Source organism: Porphyromonas sp. oral taxon 278 str. W7784 (genome assembly GCF_000467855.2).
Lineage (GTDB): Bacteria > Bacteroidota > Bacteroidia > Bacteroidales > Porphyromonadaceae > Porphyromonas.
The window spans coordinates 168,756-186,805 of the sequence record NZ_KI259230.1 but is presented as its reverse complement, the minus strand read 5'-3'; the positions used below and the strand labels follow the sequence as shown (position 1 = coordinate 186,805).

Sequence of the window (18,050 nt, the reverse complement as noted above, 5' to 3'; positions counted from 1 at the left end):
AAACCTACTGTAGGTCGTCGATGCGACCCACGGTAGGTCGTCTCAGGCGACCTACAGTAGGTTTTTTCGGCGACCTACCATAGGTCGCAAAATGCCCCCCCTGTGCTCCGGCCTCCCCCCACCCCAGAGGCAGCTCCGACGTCAGGGGTACTTTCCTCACGAAATTCATCATCTCCCATAATAATGTTAACTTTGCATCTTCTTATTAGCTAACCGTAGTAGTTAACGACCAGTATCATCTGTCAATGAGAGAAATAGTACTCAAGGGGCGCACCTTCGTCCCCTATATCGATGCCAAGACGATCAGCCAGGCTGTCAAGAAGCTCGGAGAGCGTCTGAGAGACGACTTCAAGGGTCGGGATCCGCTCTTCGTGTGCATCATGAACGGCTCGTTCATGTTCGCCTCGGAGCTCATGTATGCCATCGACGAGGACTTTGAGGTAGCCTTCGCTCGCTATAGTAGCTACGAAGGGACCGAGAGTACAGGCAAGCTCAAGGAGGTCATGCCCGTGAGCCAGTCCCTCGAGGGGCGTGTCGTGGTCATCGTCGAAGACCTCATCGACACGGGCTTCACCATGTACCACCTGAAGAAGCACTTCTACTCCCTCGGAGCAAAGGAAGTGCACATCGCCACCATGCTCATCAAGCCTGAAGCGATCAAGTGCGACGTGCAGGCAGACTACGTAGCCATGGAGATCGAGACGAAGTTCATCCTCGGTCACGGCCTAGACTACGATAACTACGGACGTATGCTCAAGGATATTTATCAACTAAAAGACTAACACAGATAGAAAGAAACGATGCTTAATTTAGTGATCTTCGGAGCCCCAGGCTCTGGGAAGGGGACGCAGAGTGAAGTCCTCATCGAACAGTATGGGTTCGATCACATCTCTACGGGGGATCTCCTACGCGAAGAGATAAAGCAGCAGAGCGAGCTGGGTAAGGCCGCTAAGAGCTTCATCGACGCTGGACAGCTGGTCCCTGACGGCCTGATCATCGGGATGATCGAGAAGGTCCTAGAAGAACGTCAGCCTAAGCGTGGACTCATCCTCGACGGATTCCCCCGCACCGTCGCTCAGGCGGAAGCCCTTGACGAACTCTTTGCCAAGCATGGCACTGCCGTCCACGCAGTCCTCGAGCTCCGTGTCGGCGAAGACGAACTGATCCAGCGCCTCCTCAAGAGAGGGATGGGTAGCGGACGTAGCGATGACAATCTCGAGACGATCAAGAAGCGCCTCGATGTCTATCACGCTCAGACCGCCCCTATCGCTGAGCACTACAGCAAGAAGGGTGTCCACCATGCCATCCCAGGCAGTGGCGCTATCTCAGATATCACAGCTCGCATAGGAGAGGTCATAGATACCCTAGGCTAGAGACAGCACTGTCTGTAGCCGAAGCGAGCTCCAAGACCCACGGTTGGAGGACAAGGCATGGTACCTGAAGTGTAGCTCTTCGCCCGAGCGAAGATCCGGCTCTCCTTCAGGTACGTGCCTTTCCTTATTTTTGTCTCATCATATCACAATATAGAAGAGGAGAGCCACTATGGCAGAATCAAACTTTGTAGACTACGTCAAGATCTACTGCCGCTCGGGCAAGGGAGGACGTGGCTCTACCCACTTCCGTAGAGAGAAGTACATCCCCAAGGGTGGCCCCGATGGTGGCGACGGCGGACGAGGGGGCGACATCTACATCCGCGCCAATGAGAACTACTGGACCCTCCTGCACCTGCGCTACCAGCGCCACGTCATCGCTACCAACGGAGGCAGTGGCAGTGGCAATCGCTCCACAGGTAGTGACGGCGAGGACCAGGTCATCGAAGTCCCCGTAGGTACCGTAGTCTACGATGCCCTCACAGGGGAGTTCATCATGGACCTCAACCGCCATGGTCAGCAGGAGCTCCTCGTCAAGGGCGGACGTGGAGGGAAGGGCAATACCTTCTTCAAGACCTCTACGAACCAAGCACCTCGCTATGCACAGCCTGGGGAGCCTTCCAAGGAGCTCACCGTCATCCTCCAGCTCAAGATGCTGGCCGACGTAGGGCTAGTAGGCCTCCCCAATGCAGGGAAGTCTACCCTCCTCTCCGTACTGACGGCGGCGAAGCCCAAGATCGCCAACTACCCCTTCACCACCCTAGAGCCCAACCTCGGGATGGTACGCTACCGTGATGATCGCTCCTTCGTCATGGCCGACATCCCCGGTATCATCGAGGGCGCTGCCGAAGGGCGAGGCCTTGGCCTTCGCTTCCTGCGCCACATCGAGCGCAATGCCTTGCTCCTCTTCATGATCCCCGCCGATACCGAGCACATCGCTAGCGAGTATCGCCTCCTCCTAGGAGAGCTAGTCAAGTACAACGCTGAGCTCACAGAGAAGCGCAAGGTACTCTGCATCACCAAGAGCGACCTCATCGACGAAGAGATCCAGGGCTGGCTCGTGGATGAGCTACACCAAGAGCTCCCCGAAGACCTCCCCATCCTCTTCATCTCAGCGGCAGCTCATCAGGGGCTGACCGAACTGAAGGATACGCTCTGGCAGGAGCTCAACCGTGAGACGAAGCACCAGCGGGAATCAATTATCCAGCAGGCCATCGACGTCACCTCCCTCAGCTGGGACGACGACGAGGATCTTCCTCTCCCCGCCCAAGACGACGAGGACGAGGACTGGGACGAAGATGAGTGGGCTGACGACGGCTCCAGTGACCTCGAGCTGGACTGGGACGACCTCGACGAAGGGCAAGACTAGGAGCCGAGAGGCTTACCCTCTGCCTAGCCCCCTTGCATATTCGGATATTTATACTACTTTTGCATCGGGTAAGTCCTATACGACCAGCTCCCTTTGACTCCCCCAGGGCTTGATCGCAGCAAGGGTATTAGGTCGTAGCGGTGCGATATAGGTCGCTTACCCACCTGCCTCTTTAGCTCAGTTGGCCAGAGCACGTGATTTGTAATCTCGGGGTCGTTGGTTCGAATCCGACAAGAGGCTCGAAAGGAAAGAAGAGGATGTGCAAACGCTTTTGCACATCCTCTTTTGCTTCGTTAATAAGGGAGGGCTTGCCTCGTCTCTACGACTAGATCTATCCCTAGTCGTGGTCAGATACGCTTCTGTCGGGGGGCGCCTTCCCACTCTTGCAATCCCTATTTACTACGGAGAGGATGATAGCTACCTCTCCCCAACGAACCACTTCGCCACATGGCACGTAGACCTTACCTACTCCTGGCTCTCGGGAGTCTTCTGCTGGCGGGCACAAGCGCCCGAGCATCTGTCGACAAGCTCCTTCCCCGACCTCAGTACGTCGAGACGCTCCGGGGAAGATGCTCCATCAGCCGGCTCAAGCCCGAGGGGCGCTACCTCCAAGACGAGATCAAGGACCTCCTTCGCAAGCACGGCTACTCTGCCGACGCTCACGGGAGCACCTTCATTCGCACGACCATCGTCCCCTCCATCCCCAAGATCTTCTTCAACAAGGACGAAGCTTACCGCCTGCGCATCACGCCCAGCGGGATCTCCATCGATTCGCCCGATATAGTCGGGCTGTACCGAGGCCTTCAGACCCTCGAGCAACTCATCCTCTCGGCCGACAGGAAGGGCGAACTGGAGGCGTGCGACATCATCGACTGGCCCGCCTTCCGCATGCGGGGCTTAATGCTCGGGCTCGGAGACACCTTCGTGCCCATGGACGAACTGAAGAAGCAGATCCGCCTCCTCTCCCAGTACAAAGTCAACGCCCTGCACCTGCACCTGACGGATCAGGAAGCTTGGCGCCTGGGGAGCAAGCGTTACCCACAGCTCACCGACCCGAAGCACACGGCGATCCTCCCCGGCAAGTACTACAGCCCGGCGGACCTCGAGGAGCTGGCCCGTCTGTGCCAGGAGCACCGCATCACGCTCATCCCCGAGCTTGATCTAGCGGGAGCAAGTGCGCTCTTCTCCCGTGCCATGGGCTTCGACATGCACTCGCCTCAGGGCAAGCGTGTCCTCAAGGAGCTGCTCACCGAACTCTCCGAGCGCCTCGACGTGCCCTACATCCACCTCGTCACCGACGAAGCCTCGCCGAAGGACCCTCAGTTCACCTCCGAACTGGTGGCGCACGTAGAGTCGCTCGGGCGGAAGGCGATCGTTTGGGACCCCACGGCGCAGTTCGGGGAGAAGGCGGTCGACCTCCTTCACCTCTCGAGCGCCAAGGGGCTCAGCACCTACGCCCAGCCCGCCACCGAAGCCCGCCTGAGGGTCTTCAAAGCGAGCGCCCCCTCGGCCGACCTGGAGATGCTCTACAGCAGGCGCATCCTGGGCTTGAGCTCCAGCGCCTCGAGCCAGCGGGGAGCGATCCTCTGCGTCTGGGGCGACCGCCCCGCCGAAGCGCCTCGAGCGGTGAAGGCCGACAGCGGGCTCTACCCGCACATGCTGGCGCTGGCCGAGCGGGCTTGGCTCGGAGGAGGCTCTGGCTACTTCTCCGCCTCGACCTCCGCAGGCCTGCCCGAAGTGAGTGCGAAGACTCGGGAAGCCTTCATGGACTTCGAGCGTCGCCTCCTGTGGCACAAGGCTCGGGTCTTCGTCAGCGAACCCTTCTCTTACCTGGCCAAGGCCCAAGGAGCGAAGGCCTCCACGCCCTCGACGACAGCGGTAGCCACCGTGCCGAAGCGCCCCGAGACGAAGGGCTCTACCGCCCTCCGCTAGCGACCCTTTGCCCGCTCCATTCCCCCTAGTGGGCAGGGCGAAAAAACGGCGCATATACGGAAGAAAATTTCCGTATATACGAAAAAATATTTTCGCATATGCGGAAATTTATTTCTGTGCGCACGGAAATTTTCCGCCTTTCGCACGGCGTCATTTTTTCCCTGCGGAAGGCGTCATTTTTCGTTCGGAAGGCGGGGAATTTTCCAAGGTAGGAAAGTTCGTTTTCCAAGCTTGGAAAATATTTTTCCCTAGGCAGGAAAGTTTCCCTTCGTCCGAAGGAAAACGGATCGCTCTAGGGAAGAAAAAAGATCGCCCTTCGGAAGGAAAAACGCTTCCTTCCGAAGAGCGAAAAAACGGCGTGCGCACGAAAGGAAATTTTCGTGCGCACAGAAATAAATTTTCTTACGTACGAAAATATTTTTTCTTACGTACGGAAATTTATTTTCTTACGTACGGAAATTTTTCGCCTTGCCCACAGCGCTCATTCACTGGGCGCAAGGCGGAAGAAAAACGAGCCTTCGCGAGGCTGGACGCCTTGCCCAGCGAAGGACAAAAAGGAAGGGCTGGCTCCGCAGTTGCGAAGCCAGCCCTTCTTCGTTTGAGGCGGGGGAAGGGGAAGGCGATTGCCCGCCTAAAAGGGAGGGAGTAGCTACAGCGCCTTAGCCCCGAGGGCGAGGGACGAAGGGAAGGAAACTACAGCGCCTTGGACCAGAGGGCAAGGAGATGAGGAAGGGCTTCGGCCAATTCGGGCATCGAGGCGAAGACAAGATCGGCGCCTTCATCGGAGAGGGCACTGTCGGGGAGCAAGCCGGTGTTCACGGCGATCGTGAAGATCCCCGCTCCGACGGCCGCGCGGACACCCATGGGCGCATTCTCCACGACGAAGGCTTCCCAGGGGCGTACCCCCGCCTTCTCCAAGCCCATCAGGTAGGGCTCGGGGTCGGGCTTGCCTCGGCGCACGTCCTTACCCGTCACCATGAGGGCGGGCGAGAAGACCCCGGGGAAGGCGCCGTCAAGCCGGTCGAGGAGCGAGGCCTGCGACGAGCCCGTGACGACGAGGCGACGAAGGGCGAAGAGTTGGGCCAGCACCTGCTCGACGCCGGGAAGAGTCTTGCCGGAATTGTAGCGGTTGAAGAGCTCGGTCTTGCGCTGGTAGAGCCATTCGATCTCTTCGGGCGTGGCGGGACGGCCGTGCGTGCGCTGGTAGAGGAGCGTGATCGTGTAGCCCCCCGTCTGGCCTTCGAACCAGTAGGCGTCTTCCTCGCTCATCCTTAGGCCCGCTTCCCGAGCAGCTTCCTGCCACGAACGGCTGTGCGCTGGCATAGAGTCGAAGAGCACGCCATCCATGTCGAAGAGGGCGGCCCGAAGCTCAGGCGCTTCGGGTGAAGGGGCGAGGCGACAGCGATAGTTCTTTAGGGCCTCGAGGACTTGAGTCTTGCGGTCGATGATGTGATTCATTATGCTGTGGCGCTCCCTTGGACCTTGTGCCCAAGGAGCTTGTCTACGACGAGGGCGATAGCTCCGTCGCCAGTCACGTTGCAGGCCGTGCCGAAGCTATCCATAGTGATGTATAGGGAGATCATCAGCGCTTGCTCCTCCACCGAGAAGCCGAGGATCGACTGCAGGATCGCTAGCGCCGCCATGATCGCTCCGCCCGGCACGCCCGGAGCCGCCACCATGGTGACGCCGAGGAGCAGGATGAAGTGCGTGAAGAGCCCCAGGTCGTACGTCCCCCCTTGCATCAGGATAAGAGCTAGGGCGCAGGAGACGATCTTCAGCGTGCTCCCCGAGAGGTGAATCGTCGCACACAGAGGGACGACGAAGGAAGCGACGCCGTCGGAGGTACCGTTCTTCTTCGACTGGGCGAGCGTCACGGGGATCGTAGCCGCCGAGGAGGCTGTGCCCAGCGCCGTGAAGTAGGCTGGGAGCATATTCCCCAGTAGGCTGAGGGGATTCTTCTTCGTGATCACCCCAGCGATGGTGAACTGGAGCAAGAGCAGCAGGATGTGTAGGGCGAAGATCACGCCGATGATCTTGATGAAGACCACCAGCACGCCGGCGACCTTGCCACTGCTCGCCATCTCGAGGAAGATACCGAAGATATAGAGCGGGAGAAGCGGAATGATCACCTTCTCGATGACGTCCGAGATGATATCCTTCAGGTCGACGATCACGTGCTTGAGCGCCTTCGACTCCAGATGCGCCACGCCCAAGCCTAGGATGAAGGCGAGGACCAGCGCCGTCATCACGCCCATCACCGGAGGCATCTCGATGGTGAAGTACGGCGTGAGCGCTTCGCCTGCACTCTGGAGTTGCTCTACCTTCCCCGGCTCGATGAGGTGCGGGAAGATAGCATCCCCCGTGAAGTAGGCCAAGTAACCAGAGAAGACCGTCGAGCCGTAAGCGATGGCTACGGTGAGTAGGAGCATCTTCCCGGCACTGTGCCCGATGCTCCCGATGGCTTCCGCCACGAGGGCAAGGATGATCAGTGGGATGGCAAAGCCGAGGAACTGCGAGAAGATTGCGTTGAAGGTCAAGAAGAGGCGCGTCACCCCATCAGGCACTACGAGCCCCAGACCGATACCTAGGGCGATGGCGATGATGATACGGGGAAGGAGCCCCAGACGAATGGCTTTCATGTGTCGTGTAGTTAGTGTGAGTGTATGTGTGAGTGGTCGTTTATCCGTTCATAAGTCCGTATTTAAGGAACAGTAGCGACCAATATACTCCCTCTAGCAAGAGGCTACGTATATTGGTCGCTACTCATAGGGTCATGTATGTGGGTGCTTAGGCTTGTCTATTCTGGCGCTTGCGCTCGGTCTCGTCGAGGATGATCTTGCGCATACGCATCGAGACGGGCGTCACCTCGACATATTCGTCGGGGCGGATATACTCGAGCGCATCCTCTAGGCTGAAGACCACGGGTGGGGCAAGGGATACCTTGTCGTCACTACCCGAAGCACGCATATTCGTCAGCTTCTTGCTCTTGCAGACATTGACGGCGAGGTCGCCTTCCTTGGTGTGCTCCCCGACGACTTGGCCTGCGTAGACTTCTTCCTGCGGAGCGATGAAGAAGCGCCCACGGCTCTGCAGGTTATTCAGTGCATAGGCATAGGCCGTACCCGTCTCCAGAGCGATGATCGAGCCATTATTACGACGCTCGATGTCCCCCTTCCAAGGCTGATACTCGAGGAAGCGATGGGCAAGGACTGCTTCCCCTGCCGAAGCAGTGAGCACGTAGTTATTCAGCCCGATGATCCCACGTGAAGGGATGTGGAATTCGAGGAAGGTACGGTCGCCCTTCGTCTCCATCATCGTCATCTCTCCCTTACGACGAGTGACCACGTCGATGATCTTGCTGGCTGATTCTTCGGGGAGGTTTACCGTCAGGAGTTCGACGGGCTCGTGGGGTACGCCGTCGATCTCGTGGATGATGACCTGGGGCTGGCCGACCTGGAGCTCGTAGCCTTCACGGCGCATGGTCTCGATGAGGACGGAGAGGTGCAGGACGCCTCGGCCGTACACGATCCAGCTGTCGGCTGTCTCGGCGGGCTCGACACGCAGAGCTAGGTTCTTATCCAGCTCCTTCATCAGACGGTCGTGGATATGCCGGGAGGTGACGAACTTCCCTTCACGCCCATAGAAAGGCGAATTGTTGATCGTGAAGAGCATGCTCATCGTCGGCTCATCGACGGCGATGGTCTCTAGGGGTTCGGGGGTAGCAACGTCCGTGAGGGTCTCCCCGATCTCGAAGCCTTCGATCCCAACGAGTGCACATATATCGCCCGACGAGACGCTATCGACCTTCGTACGGCCTAGGCCTTCGAAGATGTTCACCTCCTTGATCCTCATCTTTGCGATCGACCCATCCCGCTTGCAGAGGGCGACCTCCTGTCCTTCGGTGAAGGTACCTCGGTGTACACGCCCTACGGCGATACGCCCGACATAAGAGGAATAGTCTAGCGAAGTGATCAGCATCTGTGCAGGCCCTTCGATCTGCGTAGGAGCAGGGATCTGCTCGAGGATGGTATCCAGTAGGACAGAGATATCTTCGGTGGGCTCTTTGTAGTCCTTGCTCATCCAGCCCTGCTTAGCGGAGCCGTAGATGGTCTCGAAGTCGAGCTGCTCTTCGCTAGCGTTGAGGCTAAACATCAGGTCAAAGACCATATCCTGCACTTCCTCGGGACGGCAGTTAGGCTTGTCGACCTTATTGATGACGACGATCGGCTTAAGCCCCATCTCGATAGCCTTCTGCAGTACGAAGCGTGTCTGAGGCATAGGACCTTCGAAGGCGTCGACGAGCAAGAGACATCCGTCGGCGAGATTGAGCACACGCTCTACTTCGCCCCCGAAGTCGGCGTGCCCTGGGGTATCGATGATATTGATCTTGACATCCTTGTAGCGGATGCTGACATTCTTCGAGAGGATGGTGATCCCACGCTCTCGCTCTAGGTCATTGTTATCTAGGTAGGTATCTACTTCGGCAGCCTTATCATCTCTGAAGAGTTTGCCGGCCAGGAGCATCTTATCGACCAGCGTCGTCTTACCATGGTCGACGTGGGCGATAATTGCTATGTTGCGAATGTCTTGCATCTTAATATATAAGTTCGTCTATTACGGCGACAAAGGTAGTCAATTCTATACACTTAGCCCGTGTAGAGAGGAGAAAAGACGAGTAGTTTCTACCGAGAATTAACACTTGGAGAGGACGACCGAAGCCCCAAGGGGAGGACGAAGAAGAGCTAACCTATAAGTACTCTCAGCCTCAGAAGACCCGGAGGGCGATGTAGGCGCAGGCCTCAGCATCCGCTAGGGCGTGGTGATGGTGATCCAGCCTATAGCCCACGTGCCGAGCGACGGTGTCTAGGCGATGGTTCGGCAGGCGGGGGAAGACCCGACGTGCCTGTCGACAGGTGCAGAAGAAGGCATTCTGATGCGGAGGCAGTCCGTAGGCCGCCAGCACGGCACGCAGACATCCTTCGTCGAAACTACTATTATGTGCTACGAGCGGAAGGCTTCCGATGCGAGGAAGAAGTTCCCGCCAGACCTCATCAAAGGAGGCCGCCGTATTCGTATCCCGAGCCGTCAGGCCGTGCACCTCGGTATTGAAGCGACTGTAGTAGTTCGGCAGTGGGCGTATCAGGCGGTAATAGGTGTCTGTGATCTGGCCACCTTCGACGAAGACCAGACCGATGCTACACACGCTACTTCGCTCTCTGTTTGCCGTCTCGAAGTCTATTGCTACAAATGTATCCATCTTGTGTAAAGGAGTAGCTGTTTCTACTGGAAGGTAAAGGTACGGATTTAGCCCCGTCCAAGAAGTCGCTTCCCAAGGGAGCTGGGAGGGGGTGTTTAGGACCCTACGGTAGGTCGCCGAAACGACCTACCGTGGATCGGTCAAGCGACCTACCGTGGGTCGCTTCGACGACCTACAGTAGGTTTTATTTGGGGGTCTTCGAAGGGGCTAAGAAAAGGCCTCCTTTCTACCCAAGGAAAAGGGCCAAACGAAGCCCCCGAGCAAATTCAGTAAAAACCGGCGATGTGGCTCTGCTAGCTTTGGCGTACCTTTGCCCCCCGATATATATCTTTGCTCTCTATGAAATTAACCCCTATACAGCCTCAATATTCAGCGCTCTTCATTGACGTCGACAATACCCTGCTGACCTTCCGCCCCTCCTCTGAGACGGCACTTCGGAAGACCTTCCTTGCTCAAGGCATGAACTACGAACCGACGTACTTCGAAGTCTTCTATTGGATCGGCGAAGTCCTCTGGAGCCAGCAGAAGCGGGAACTAATCAGTGTCCAAGAGATCCACGATCTGATCTTCCCCCGCCTCCTCCAGGCCATCGGACTTCAGGGCGACAGCCAGGAGATGACTCGGCTCTTCCACCAGCTCCTCCACGAAGAAGCTGTCCTCGAGCCCGAAGTCACCGAGACGCTCGACTACCTCAGCCAGCGCTACCGCCTCTACGTCGCCTCCAACGGTCTAATGGACATGCAGCGCTCCCGCCTGAAGAAGGCCGGCATCCTCGACTACTTCTCCGACCTCTTCGTGTCGGACGACATCGGTGCAGAGAAGCCTTCGGAGAGCTTCTTCCTCGAGGCCATGCGTCGAAGCAACACGCAGCCCAGCGACGTCCTCTTCATCGGCGACAGCATCAGCGCCGACATGGCGGGGGCGGCTCGTGTGGCGATGGACCGCTGTTGGTACAATCGCCAAGGCAACCCGCTTCCCGAAGCGCTCCCCCTCAATCACGTCATCCATCGCCTCGGCGAACTCAAGTCCTTCCTCTAGGCGCCTCCCCGCCCTTTTCCCCTGGACTTAGCCCAGCGCCCTGCCTCATCTCTCCCTAGGGCCTCGCTCCGACCCTTCGTCCCCCTTCGCTTCGGCTCTACCCTAACCTTCGCTTCAGCTCTCCTCCTCTTCGAGTTCGAGGCGAAATCCCCCAGCGAGAAGGCTGAGTTGTCACTTTTGGAAGTGTACAGATATTATTATACCTTTGCGGAGCTTTCCAGCAAGGGCTTACATTCAGAAAGCCCAACTAAAGGAGAGGTGCTCGAGTGGTTGAAGAGGCACGCCTGGAAAGTGTGTAAACGCCAAAAGCGTTTCGCGGGTTCGAATCCCGCCCTCTCCGCAAAACAGAAAGAAACCCGCTGTAGAAGTTCAGCTTCTACAGCGGGTTTTTCGCTTGTATTCGGTCCATGGAGACCGACCCAATCCTAGGACATATTCCTCCCCAATGTAGCAGTTTCTGCTACAGAAACTGCTACACAAAAGGGCTATTTGAATAGAGTAGCTAGTGCTCTTTCTATAGCTTGCTTGATGTCGTCCGACTCTGTATCGCCACAGCCTTCAGCCGTCGCTGTGCCGACAAGTTCCCCCGTTTCGGCAGACACCAACTGTAAGATTACTTCTGTTGTCGAGCCCATACCCAGAGCTACCCTTCGCCTTCCACTTTCCCCATAGCTTACGATAAGGGTCTTCGGTCGAACTCGCTCTTCTATATCATGCAAGACGATGAAGCCTCTTTTAGAGAATCCTCCTGCGATCACATCCCTCGGGTTGACAGACTGAGCATAGGGAAGGATCACTCCTACCATTGGCACTCCTATGGCGCTCTCCTTCGTTTGAGTTGCAGGAATGTAGACATGAGTATAAGCTCGGATGTCTTTATTCATCTGGATGGTCGCTGGGCGTAATGTTACGCATCCCGTGAGTAACCCCACCGTGACGAGTACGATTGCCCCGATAATGATAGTAGTGTATCTGTGCTTCATAAGCTCTTAGTTTTCTTCCTAACAAAAGTACGATATATCAGGGATTATATATAGAAAGGCTATAGTACTCTTCAAGAGAGCAAAGACGAGCGAGATTATAGGGATACTTGGAGATAACTGTTTGGAGCTTTACACTCCGTCCTACCTTCAACTATCTTCAGTACGCCACGTTCTAGCTAGGGATGGTGGGCGGGGTGTAGAGCACTGGGTTTGGGCGGGTACGGGCAATGTTGTACCTTTACACAGCAAAAAGCGGAGGGTCTCTCTCCCTAGCCTTCACCCCTCCAGGAAGCAGGAAACTCTCGGGGGATGAGAGGCTGGTCTTGAAGTCCGCCCTCCCACAGGGCAACGAGGAGGTGCCCCAGCATCCTCCCCTCTATCATCAAGAGCGATCAAGTAGAGTGAACCTCGCTTCATCGCTCTCTTTACTTTCCCCCACCTCCCGACCCGACGTGACAAGAGAAGGCGGGAGCAATGGGTCGTTAGAGGCCACCAACAAACTTAGCAGGCATGGTCTTTGTTAGTAGTACAGCCGAAGGCGGGAGGGATCTCGACCTTCAGCCAATACTTAAACAAGACAAATAGAACAACGAATGATACAAAACAAAAGGACAGGTAAGTCTGGAAAGCCCTTCCGCTTCAACGAGCTCTGGATCTATGCGATCATCCTCGCAGTCCTCGGAGGGCTCTTCCTCTGGGATAGTGGCTTCGGCGAAAGCAAGACCTTGAGCTGGGATGAATTCCAGCGAGTGGCTCGCAACGGCGCATTCTCCCAGATCACCGTCGACCGCGGGGACAAGACAGCCACAGGCCAACTGACGAAGCAGGCTGCCGATAGCATCTTCGCTCAGAAGTCGCCCGTGCTCGGACGACAGCAGCAACGCGTCGAATACACCCTCACCACAGAGATCCCTTCGGTGGACCGCTTCTCGGACTTCTACGACCAGAGCGGGATCACGGCCAAGGTCACGTACAAGGAATCCCGCTCGGGCTTGCTGACACTCCTTATTAATATAGCGCCCTTCATCATCATTATCATCTTCTGGAACTTCATGCTCCGTCGTAGCGCTGGTGGTGGCGGTGGCGGCATGACCGGAGGCGGGCTCTTCAGCATAGGCAAGAGCAAGGCTCAGCTCTACGAGAAGGAGGGCAACGTAGTCACCTTCAAGGACGTCGCCGGGCTTCACGAAGCCAAGGTCGAAGTAGAAGAGATCGTCCACTTCCTCAAGAACCCAGCCAAGTACACCCAGCTCGGGGGGAAGATCCCCAAGGGTGCGCTCCTCGTTGGCCCTCCAGGGACGGGGAAGACTTTGCTGGCTAAGGCCGTGGCAGGCGAAGCGCACGTGCCCTTCTTCTCGCTGGCGGGATCGGACTTCGTCGAGATGTTCGTCGGGGTAGGTGCTTCCCGTGTGCGTGACCTCTTCCAGAAGGCCAAGGAGAAGGCGCCCTGTATCATCTTCATCGACGAAATCGATGCCGTCGGTCGTGCCCGTGGTAAGAACAATAACCTTGGTGGCAACGACGAACGGGAGAATACCCTCAACCAGCTACTCACCGAGATGGATGGCTTCGGCACGAATAGCGGGATCATCGTCCTTGCAGCGACGAACCGAGCCGATATCCTTGACTCCGCCCTCCTTCGTGCAGGACGCTTCGACCGTCAGATCTACGTCGACCTACCCGATGTACACGACCGCAAGGAGATCTTCCTCGTCCACCTTCGTCCGCTCAAGATCGACGATACAGTAGATGTAGATCTACTTGCACGGCGCACGCCAGGCTTCTCCGGAGCAGACATTGCCAATATATGTAACGAGGCTGCCCTGATCGCTGCCCGTGCAGGTAAGGACTTCATCTCTAGAGAGGACTTCATGAACGCCATCGACCGAGTCGTCGGCGGGCTGGAGAAGAAGAATAAGATGACGACCGAAGAAGAGCGCCACAGCATCGCCCTGCACGAAGCAGGTCATGCGACGGTCAGCTGGTTCCTCAAGTACGCCAATCCCCTTGTCAAGGTCACCATCGTCCCACGTGGTAAGGCGCTTGGCGCAGCGTGGTACCTTCCTGAAGAGCGTCAGATCACCACGACACAAGCCCTCCGTGATCAAATGTGTGCTACCCTAGCAGGTCGTGCCGCCGAAGAGGTCTTCCTCGGACGTATCTCCACAGGTGCAGCCAACGACCTAGAGCATACGACCAAGACGGCCTATGCCATGGTCGCCTACTACGGGATGAGCGACAAGCTCCCCAACGTGAACTACTACGACATGCAGGGCGACGGCTACGGCATCACCAAGCCCTATAGCGATCGTACGGCGGAGCTCATCGACCAAGAGGCACGGGAGATCGTTCACCTCGAGTACGAGCGAGCCAAGGAGCTCCTTCGTGAGCATGCCGAGGGACTCAAGGCGCTGACTCAGCTTCTCCTAGATCGTGAAGTCATCTACACCGAGGACGTAGAGCATATCTTCGGCAAGCGTGCTTGGGTAAGCCGAACCGAAGAGCTGATCCTTGCCAACGAAGAGGCTAAGAGCCCCAGCACGGAGCAAGGCCCTGACGAAGCTCCCTCCCCCACTACTTCGACAACAGAAGCAGAAGTAAATACCCAATAACAATAGTAATGAGTAACCTCCTCAAGCGAGCCATCTTTGGCGCCATCTACGTAGGTCTGATCCTGGCAGCACTCCTGCTGAGAGAGCATCTCGTCTACATGACCGTCTTCAGTCTCCTCGTCTTCCTCGGTACCTGGGAATGGTCCAATCTAGTCTCCACCCACCGTATCTTCCCCTTGAGACGTATCACCGATGCCGTCGCAGCTGTATACCTCTTCTGGGCAACTCATGAGATCGCCGATATGGGGATAGAGCATGCAGCCTTCCTCATCCCCTACGCAGGCTACCTGCTCTACATCCTCGTACGTAGTATCTACAGCGAGCGTGCAGCTATGCCTACCGATCTAGCGAAGATCCTCTTCGGACAGGTCTATGTCGGGGGCTTCCTCAGCATCGCCAATATCTTCTACAGCGACGAGCAGACCTCGATGATCCTCCTAGCTATCTTCGTCTGCATCTGGGTCAATGATACGGGTGCTTACCTAGCTGGCTCTACGCTGGGCAAGCACAAGCTCTTCCCCTCCGTCTCTCCTAAGAAGAGCTGGGAAGGCTTCATCGGTGGACTTATCGCCTCGACCGCAGCAGCCGGGCTGATCCTCGGGTGGGAACTCTCCTACTACGGGGTACTCATCTCCATCGTCGCTACGTGGGGAGACCTCTTCGAGTCTATGATCAAGCGCAGCGTCGGTGTCAAGGACTCCGGGAACATCATCCCTGGGCATGGTGGTATCCTCGACCGTATCGACAGCCTGCTCTTCGTCCTGCCCTTCATGGCCTTCTTCCTCTGGGTGCTCCAGACCTACCAGCACCTACATCTCTCCTAGAATCCCATACACCATTCCTCTATCCTCCTCGATGAATACTCGACTAGGTCTTGGAGCTCTACGCACCTCCCCCCTCTTTGTTTTCTTTGCTTGCCTCTGGCTATTCTCTTCGTGTGCTATACACACACGTCGGGATGCTTCGTCGGATCCTACTCGTCCGCTGAAGCGAGAGTTCAGAGGAGCTTGGCTACCTACGATCTATCGTAGCGACTACGCCCAGCTATCAAGAGAAGAGGCACGCCAGCTCCTATCGAATCGTATCGCCTTGCTTCAGCGTCTAGGGTGCAATGCCGTCATCTTCCAGGTGCGAGCTGAAGGGGATGCCTTCTACCAAAGTAGCCTTGAGCCCTGGAGCAAGTACCTCACGGGGAAGCAGGGCGTCGCTCCCGATAGTCCTTGGGATCCACTCGGCTTCGTCATCGACGAGTGTCATGCTCGAGGGATGGAAGTACATGCTTGGGTCAATCCCTACCGTGGCGCTGGCAACGCTGATGCCTACCTAGCTCCCACGCACCCTGCACGTCGCTACCCTGAGCTCTTCATCCGCTACGGCAAGCTACTCTACATGGATCCAGGTAATCCCCAAAGCGTCCGCTACATCAATTCCATCGTGAAGGATATCGTGGAGCGTTACGACGTGGATGCCCTGCACTTCGACGACTACTTCTACCCATATCCTAAGGACGGGCTGGAGTTCGACGACGAAGAGAGCTTCAGTCGCTATGGCCTCCCCACGGGCTATCGCCCCGAGCAGAAGGCAGAGTGGCGCAGAGAGAATGTCAACCGCCTCATCTACACGGTCCGTCAGACGATCCTCGAGACCAAGCCATGGGTGCGCTTCGGGGTCAGCCCCTTCGGTATCTACCGCAATGAGTCGTCCTCTCGCCTAGGGAGCAGAACTAATGGTCTCCAGGCGTATGACGATCTGAATGCTGACATCCTACACTGGGCTAAGGAAGGATGGATCGACTACGTCATCCCACAAGTCTACTGGAATATCGGTCATCAGGTAGCGGACTACGAGGAGCTCACCCACTGGTGGGATCGACATATCCCCCACAAGAAGACCCAGCTCTACATCGGTCAGAATGTCACTCGCACCATGGATGGAGATCAGCTGGCGAGTAAGCTCGCTCTGAGCCGGCAGCACAGCCAAGGGAATTCCTGGTGGTCAGGGGAAGACCTCGTGCGCAACTACAAGGGCGTAGGGGACAGCCTCATCGCTCGCTACCAGAGCTATCGAGCCCTCCTGCCCGAATATCGTGGTGCCTTAGGCAAGACTAAGACCCCTGCTGCCATCAGCCTCATCCTAGAGGATACGAACGAAGACGGGCACATGCTCCTCTGGGACGACTACAGAGAGCCCAACGAGCCAGCATCGGCCTTCTACTATGCAGTCTACGCTTTCCCCGAGGGGGTACGTCCTGATATCTCTAACCCCAGCTATCTGGTGAGCATCTCGACCAACCCCTATTATATCCTCCCCAGCATGCCCCAGGGCTCGACCTATCAGTTCCTCGTCACAGCGATCAATCGCTTCTGGCAAGAGAGCCGTCCAGCATCGATCAAGATCAACTTCTAGCCCCGTCATTCGGCTATAAATAAAGTCAAGGGCCACAGACAATCGTGTCTGTGGCCCTTGACTTTTTCTACACCCCTCTATTGGAGGGAAGGGGCATCAGTTCGCCTGTTGCTTCACCGAACTTGCTCCTGTCGAAGACTGCTCGGTGATGACGGGCTTGCCTCGATAGAGCAGGCTCGAAGCACCTGAGACTTGGTAGCCCAAGGTATCGATAGCACCTAGGTCTGCGCTCGAAGCTCCGGAGGTCCGGGCCTCTGCCTGACGCACCCGAAGGCTCGGAGCATCAAATTCGCTCGCTCCTGAGAGGATCAAGCGAAGCGCACCTACCATCCCCGAGAGATGACAGGAGGAAGCTCCCGCTCCGACTACCTCCATTCCATTAGTCACCTGGATGGAGCCTTCGATGCTACTTGCCCCTGAAGAGAAGAGGCGCAGATCGTCGGTACTGAGTCGAAGGCCTGTGAGCTGCGAGGCGCCTGAGAGGTTAATGGCGAAATGAGACTGACGGAGGCTATCGGCCAGGCGCACCTGAGCTGCGGAGGTCGCTTCTAGCTCCTTGAGTTCGGGGAGATAGACGTCGATATGCGCACGATCCTCCCGATGGCGAGCATCGGTCCAGTTCTCTCCGAGCTCTCGCTTCGAAGCGATGAGTAGCGTCGTCCCCTTCGTCTTGAATTCAAGTTCATCAAGGACTTTCTTGGGCATCTTGTCTCCGAAGACGACCGCTGTAGACTGCCCCAGGTGTATGGTGACATCCAGGGGATAGTCTATGATGATCTGGTCGCAGGTAGGGAGCTTCTTCGCATCTGCTTCGGCAAAGCCCACACGGGCACTCCGTCGGCAGGAGGACAGCAGGAGGAGGGCTACTACCCCCAGAGAGAGGAAGTAGCCAAATCTAGAGTAATTCTTCATGTTCGTCATGTGTCTACAAAGGGGGTTATCAGTAAGAGTTATACACATCAAAGGTAGCACATCTGTTCCACATCTTCTATACGCTAATTTTCGTTCTCTAAGCTACCCTTTCGAGAGGCCTCCCGATACCCCCAAAATGAAACCTACAGTAGGTCGTCGATGCGACCCACG

At 56.8% G+C, this 18,050-nt stretch carries 14 protein-coding genes and 2 tRNA genes; 10 read left to right on the top strand and 6 right to left on the bottom strand.

What is annotated here, in order from left to right; translation table 11 throughout:
- The first annotated feature begins 245 nt into the window (after positions 1-245).
- From HMPREF1556_RS03740 to HMPREF1556_RS03720, 5 genes are all read left to right on the top strand, one after another.
- Positions 246-782, top strand: a complete 537-nt coding sequence (locus HMPREF1556_RS03740; RefSeq protein WP_021666934.1) for a phosphoribosyltransferase — start codon at positions 246-248, stop codon at positions 780-782.
- 18 nt (positions 783-800) lie between these two features.
- Entirely contained in the window at positions 801-1,373 is a 573-nt protein-coding gene (locus HMPREF1556_RS03735) for an adenylate kinase (RefSeq protein WP_021666933.1), read from the top strand.
- Between the two features lie 169 nt (positions 1,374-1,542).
- Positions 1,543-2,739, top strand: coding sequence for a GTPase ObgE (gene obgE, locus HMPREF1556_RS03730; RefSeq protein ID WP_021666932.1), 1,197 nt, complete (start codon positions 1,543-1,545; stop codon positions 2,737-2,739).
- 166 nt (positions 2,740-2,905) lie between these two features.
- A tRNA-Thr gene (locus tag HMPREF1556_RS03725) sits at positions 2,906-2,979 on the top strand.
- 207 nt (positions 2,980-3,186) lie between these two features.
- Complete coding sequence (locus tag HMPREF1556_RS03720) at positions 3,187-4,671, top strand: family 20 glycosylhydrolase (protein ID WP_021666931.1); 1,485 nt, start codon at positions 3,187-3,189, stop codon at positions 4,669-4,671.
- 693 nt (positions 4,672-5,364) lie between these two features.
- Here HMPREF1556_RS03720 and HMPREF1556_RS03715 read toward each other — a convergent pair.
- The 4 genes from HMPREF1556_RS03715 to HMPREF1556_RS03700 form a co-directional block, all read right to left on the bottom strand.
- Positions 5,365-6,129: an HAD family phosphatase gene (locus HMPREF1556_RS03715; protein WP_021666929.1), complete on the bottom strand. Its 765-nt coding sequence runs from the start codon at positions 6,127-6,129 to the stop codon at positions 5,365-5,367.
- Positions 6,129-7,310 (bottom strand): dicarboxylate/amino acid:cation symporter, encoded by a 1,182-nt coding sequence (locus HMPREF1556_RS03710; protein ID WP_021666928.1) that lies wholly within the window; start codon positions 7,308-7,310, stop codon positions 6,129-6,131. Before HMPREF1556_RS03710 ends, HMPREF1556_RS03715 begins: the two co-directional genes overlap by 1 nt.
- Before the next feature lie 148 nt (positions 7,311-7,458).
- Complete coding sequence (typA, locus tag HMPREF1556_RS03705) at positions 7,459-9,264, bottom strand: translational GTPase TypA (protein ID WP_021666927.1); 1,806 nt, start codon at positions 9,262-9,264, stop codon at positions 7,459-7,461.
- 172 nt (positions 9,265-9,436) lie between these two features.
- On the bottom strand, positions 9,437-9,928 hold the full coding sequence (locus HMPREF1556_RS03700; RefSeq protein ID WP_021666926.1) for a 3'-5' exonuclease: 492 nt from the start codon (positions 9,926-9,928) through the stop codon (positions 9,437-9,439).
- 339 nt (positions 9,929-10,267) lie between these two features.
- Between HMPREF1556_RS03700 and HMPREF1556_RS03695 the strand changes: the two genes are divergently transcribed.
- Positions 10,268-10,966 carry a YjjG family noncanonical pyrimidine nucleotidase gene (locus HMPREF1556_RS03695; protein WP_021666925.1) on the top strand — a complete coding sequence of 233 codons (699 nt, stop codon included), beginning with the start codon at positions 10,268-10,270 and terminating at the stop codon, positions 10,964-10,966.
- A 252-nt stretch (positions 10,967-11,218) separates the two neighbouring features.
- Positions 11,219-11,306, top strand: a tRNA-Ser gene (locus HMPREF1556_RS03690).
- A gap of 145 nt (positions 11,307-11,451) precedes the next feature.
- Here HMPREF1556_RS03690 and HMPREF1556_RS03685 read toward each other — a convergent pair.
- Positions 11,452-11,850, bottom strand: a complete 399-nt coding sequence (locus HMPREF1556_RS03685; protein ID WP_157047508.1) for a hypothetical protein — start codon at positions 11,848-11,850, stop codon at positions 11,452-11,454.
- 692 nt (positions 11,851-12,542) lie between these two features.
- Here HMPREF1556_RS03685 and ftsH point away from each other — a divergent pair.
- From ftsH to HMPREF1556_RS03670, 3 genes are read left to right on the top strand one after another with little or no spacing between them, the layout of a single operon-like run.
- Positions 12,543-14,561 carry an ATP-dependent zinc metalloprotease FtsH gene (gene ftsH / locus HMPREF1556_RS03680; protein ID WP_021666922.1) on the top strand — a complete coding sequence of 673 codons (2,019 nt, stop codon included), beginning with the start codon at positions 12,543-12,545 and terminating at the stop codon, positions 14,559-14,561.
- A gap of 8 nt (positions 14,562-14,569) precedes the next feature.
- Positions 14,570-15,385, top strand: a complete 816-nt coding sequence (locus tag HMPREF1556_RS03675; RefSeq protein WP_021666921.1) for a phosphatidate cytidylyltransferase — start codon at positions 14,570-14,572, stop codon at positions 15,383-15,385.
- Between the two features lie 31 nt (positions 15,386-15,416).
- A complete protein-coding gene (locus HMPREF1556_RS03670) occupies positions 15,417-16,967 on the top strand; it encodes a glycoside hydrolase family 10 protein (RefSeq protein ID WP_052332611.1) in 1,551 nt (516 codons plus the stop codon).
- Positions 16,968-17,063: 96 nt separating this feature from the next.
- Here the strand turns inward: HMPREF1556_RS03670 and HMPREF1556_RS03665 are convergent, their stop codons facing one another.
- On the bottom strand, positions 17,064-17,879 hold the full coding sequence (locus tag HMPREF1556_RS03665) for a GIN domain-containing protein (protein WP_232299033.1): 816 nt from the start codon (positions 17,877-17,879) through the stop codon (positions 17,064-17,066).
- Positions 17,880-18,050: the final 171 nt, after the last annotated feature.

Bases quoted from the DNA above. Each gene is read 5' to 3' on its own strand.
- HMPREF1556_RS03740 (WP_021666934.1), top strand. From the start codon at position 246: ATGAGAGAAATAGTACTCAAGGGGCGCACCTTCGTCCCCTATATCGAT.
- HMPREF1556_RS03735 (WP_021666933.1), top strand. From the start codon at position 801: ATGCTTAATTTAGTGATCTTCGGAGCCCCAGGCTCTGGGAAGGGGACG.
- obgE (WP_021666932.1), top strand. From the start codon at position 1,543: ATGGCAGAATCAAACTTTGTAGACTACGTCAAGATCTACTGCCGCTCG.
- HMPREF1556_RS03720 (WP_021666931.1), top strand. From the start codon at position 3,187: ATGGCACGTAGACCTTACCTACTCCTGGCTCTCGGGAGTCTTCTGCTG.
- HMPREF1556_RS03715 (WP_021666929.1), bottom strand. From the start codon at position 6,129: ATGAATCACATCATCGACCGCAAGACTCAAGTCCTCGAGGCCCTAAAG.
- HMPREF1556_RS03710 (WP_021666928.1), bottom strand. From the start codon at position 7,310: ATGAAAGCCATTCGTCTGGGGCTCCTTCCCCGTATCATCATCGCCATC.
- typA (WP_021666927.1), bottom strand. From the start codon at position 9,264: ATGCAAGACATTCGCAACATAGCAATTATCGCCCACGTCGACCATGGT.
- HMPREF1556_RS03700 (WP_021666926.1), bottom strand. From the start codon at position 9,928: ATGGATACATTTGTAGCAATAGACTTCGAGACGGCAAACAGAGAGCGA.
- HMPREF1556_RS03695 (WP_021666925.1), top strand. From the start codon at position 10,268: ATGAAATTAACCCCTATACAGCCTCAATATTCAGCGCTCTTCATTGAC.
- HMPREF1556_RS03685 (WP_157047508.1), bottom strand. From the start codon at position 11,850: ATGAATAAAGACATCCGAGCTTATACTCATGTCTACATTCCTGCAACT.
- ftsH (WP_021666922.1), top strand. From the start codon at position 12,543: ATGATACAAAACAAAAGGACAGGTAAGTCTGGAAAGCCCTTCCGCTTC.
- HMPREF1556_RS03675 (WP_021666921.1), top strand. From the start codon at position 14,570: ATGAGTAACCTCCTCAAGCGAGCCATCTTTGGCGCCATCTACGTAGGT.
- HMPREF1556_RS03670 (WP_052332611.1), top strand. From the start codon at position 15,417: ATGAATACTCGACTAGGTCTTGGAGCTCTACGCACCTCCCCCCTCTTT.
- HMPREF1556_RS03665 (WP_232299033.1), bottom strand. From the start codon at position 17,879: ATGAAGAATTACTCTAGATTTGGCTACTTCCTCTCTCTGGGGGTAGTA.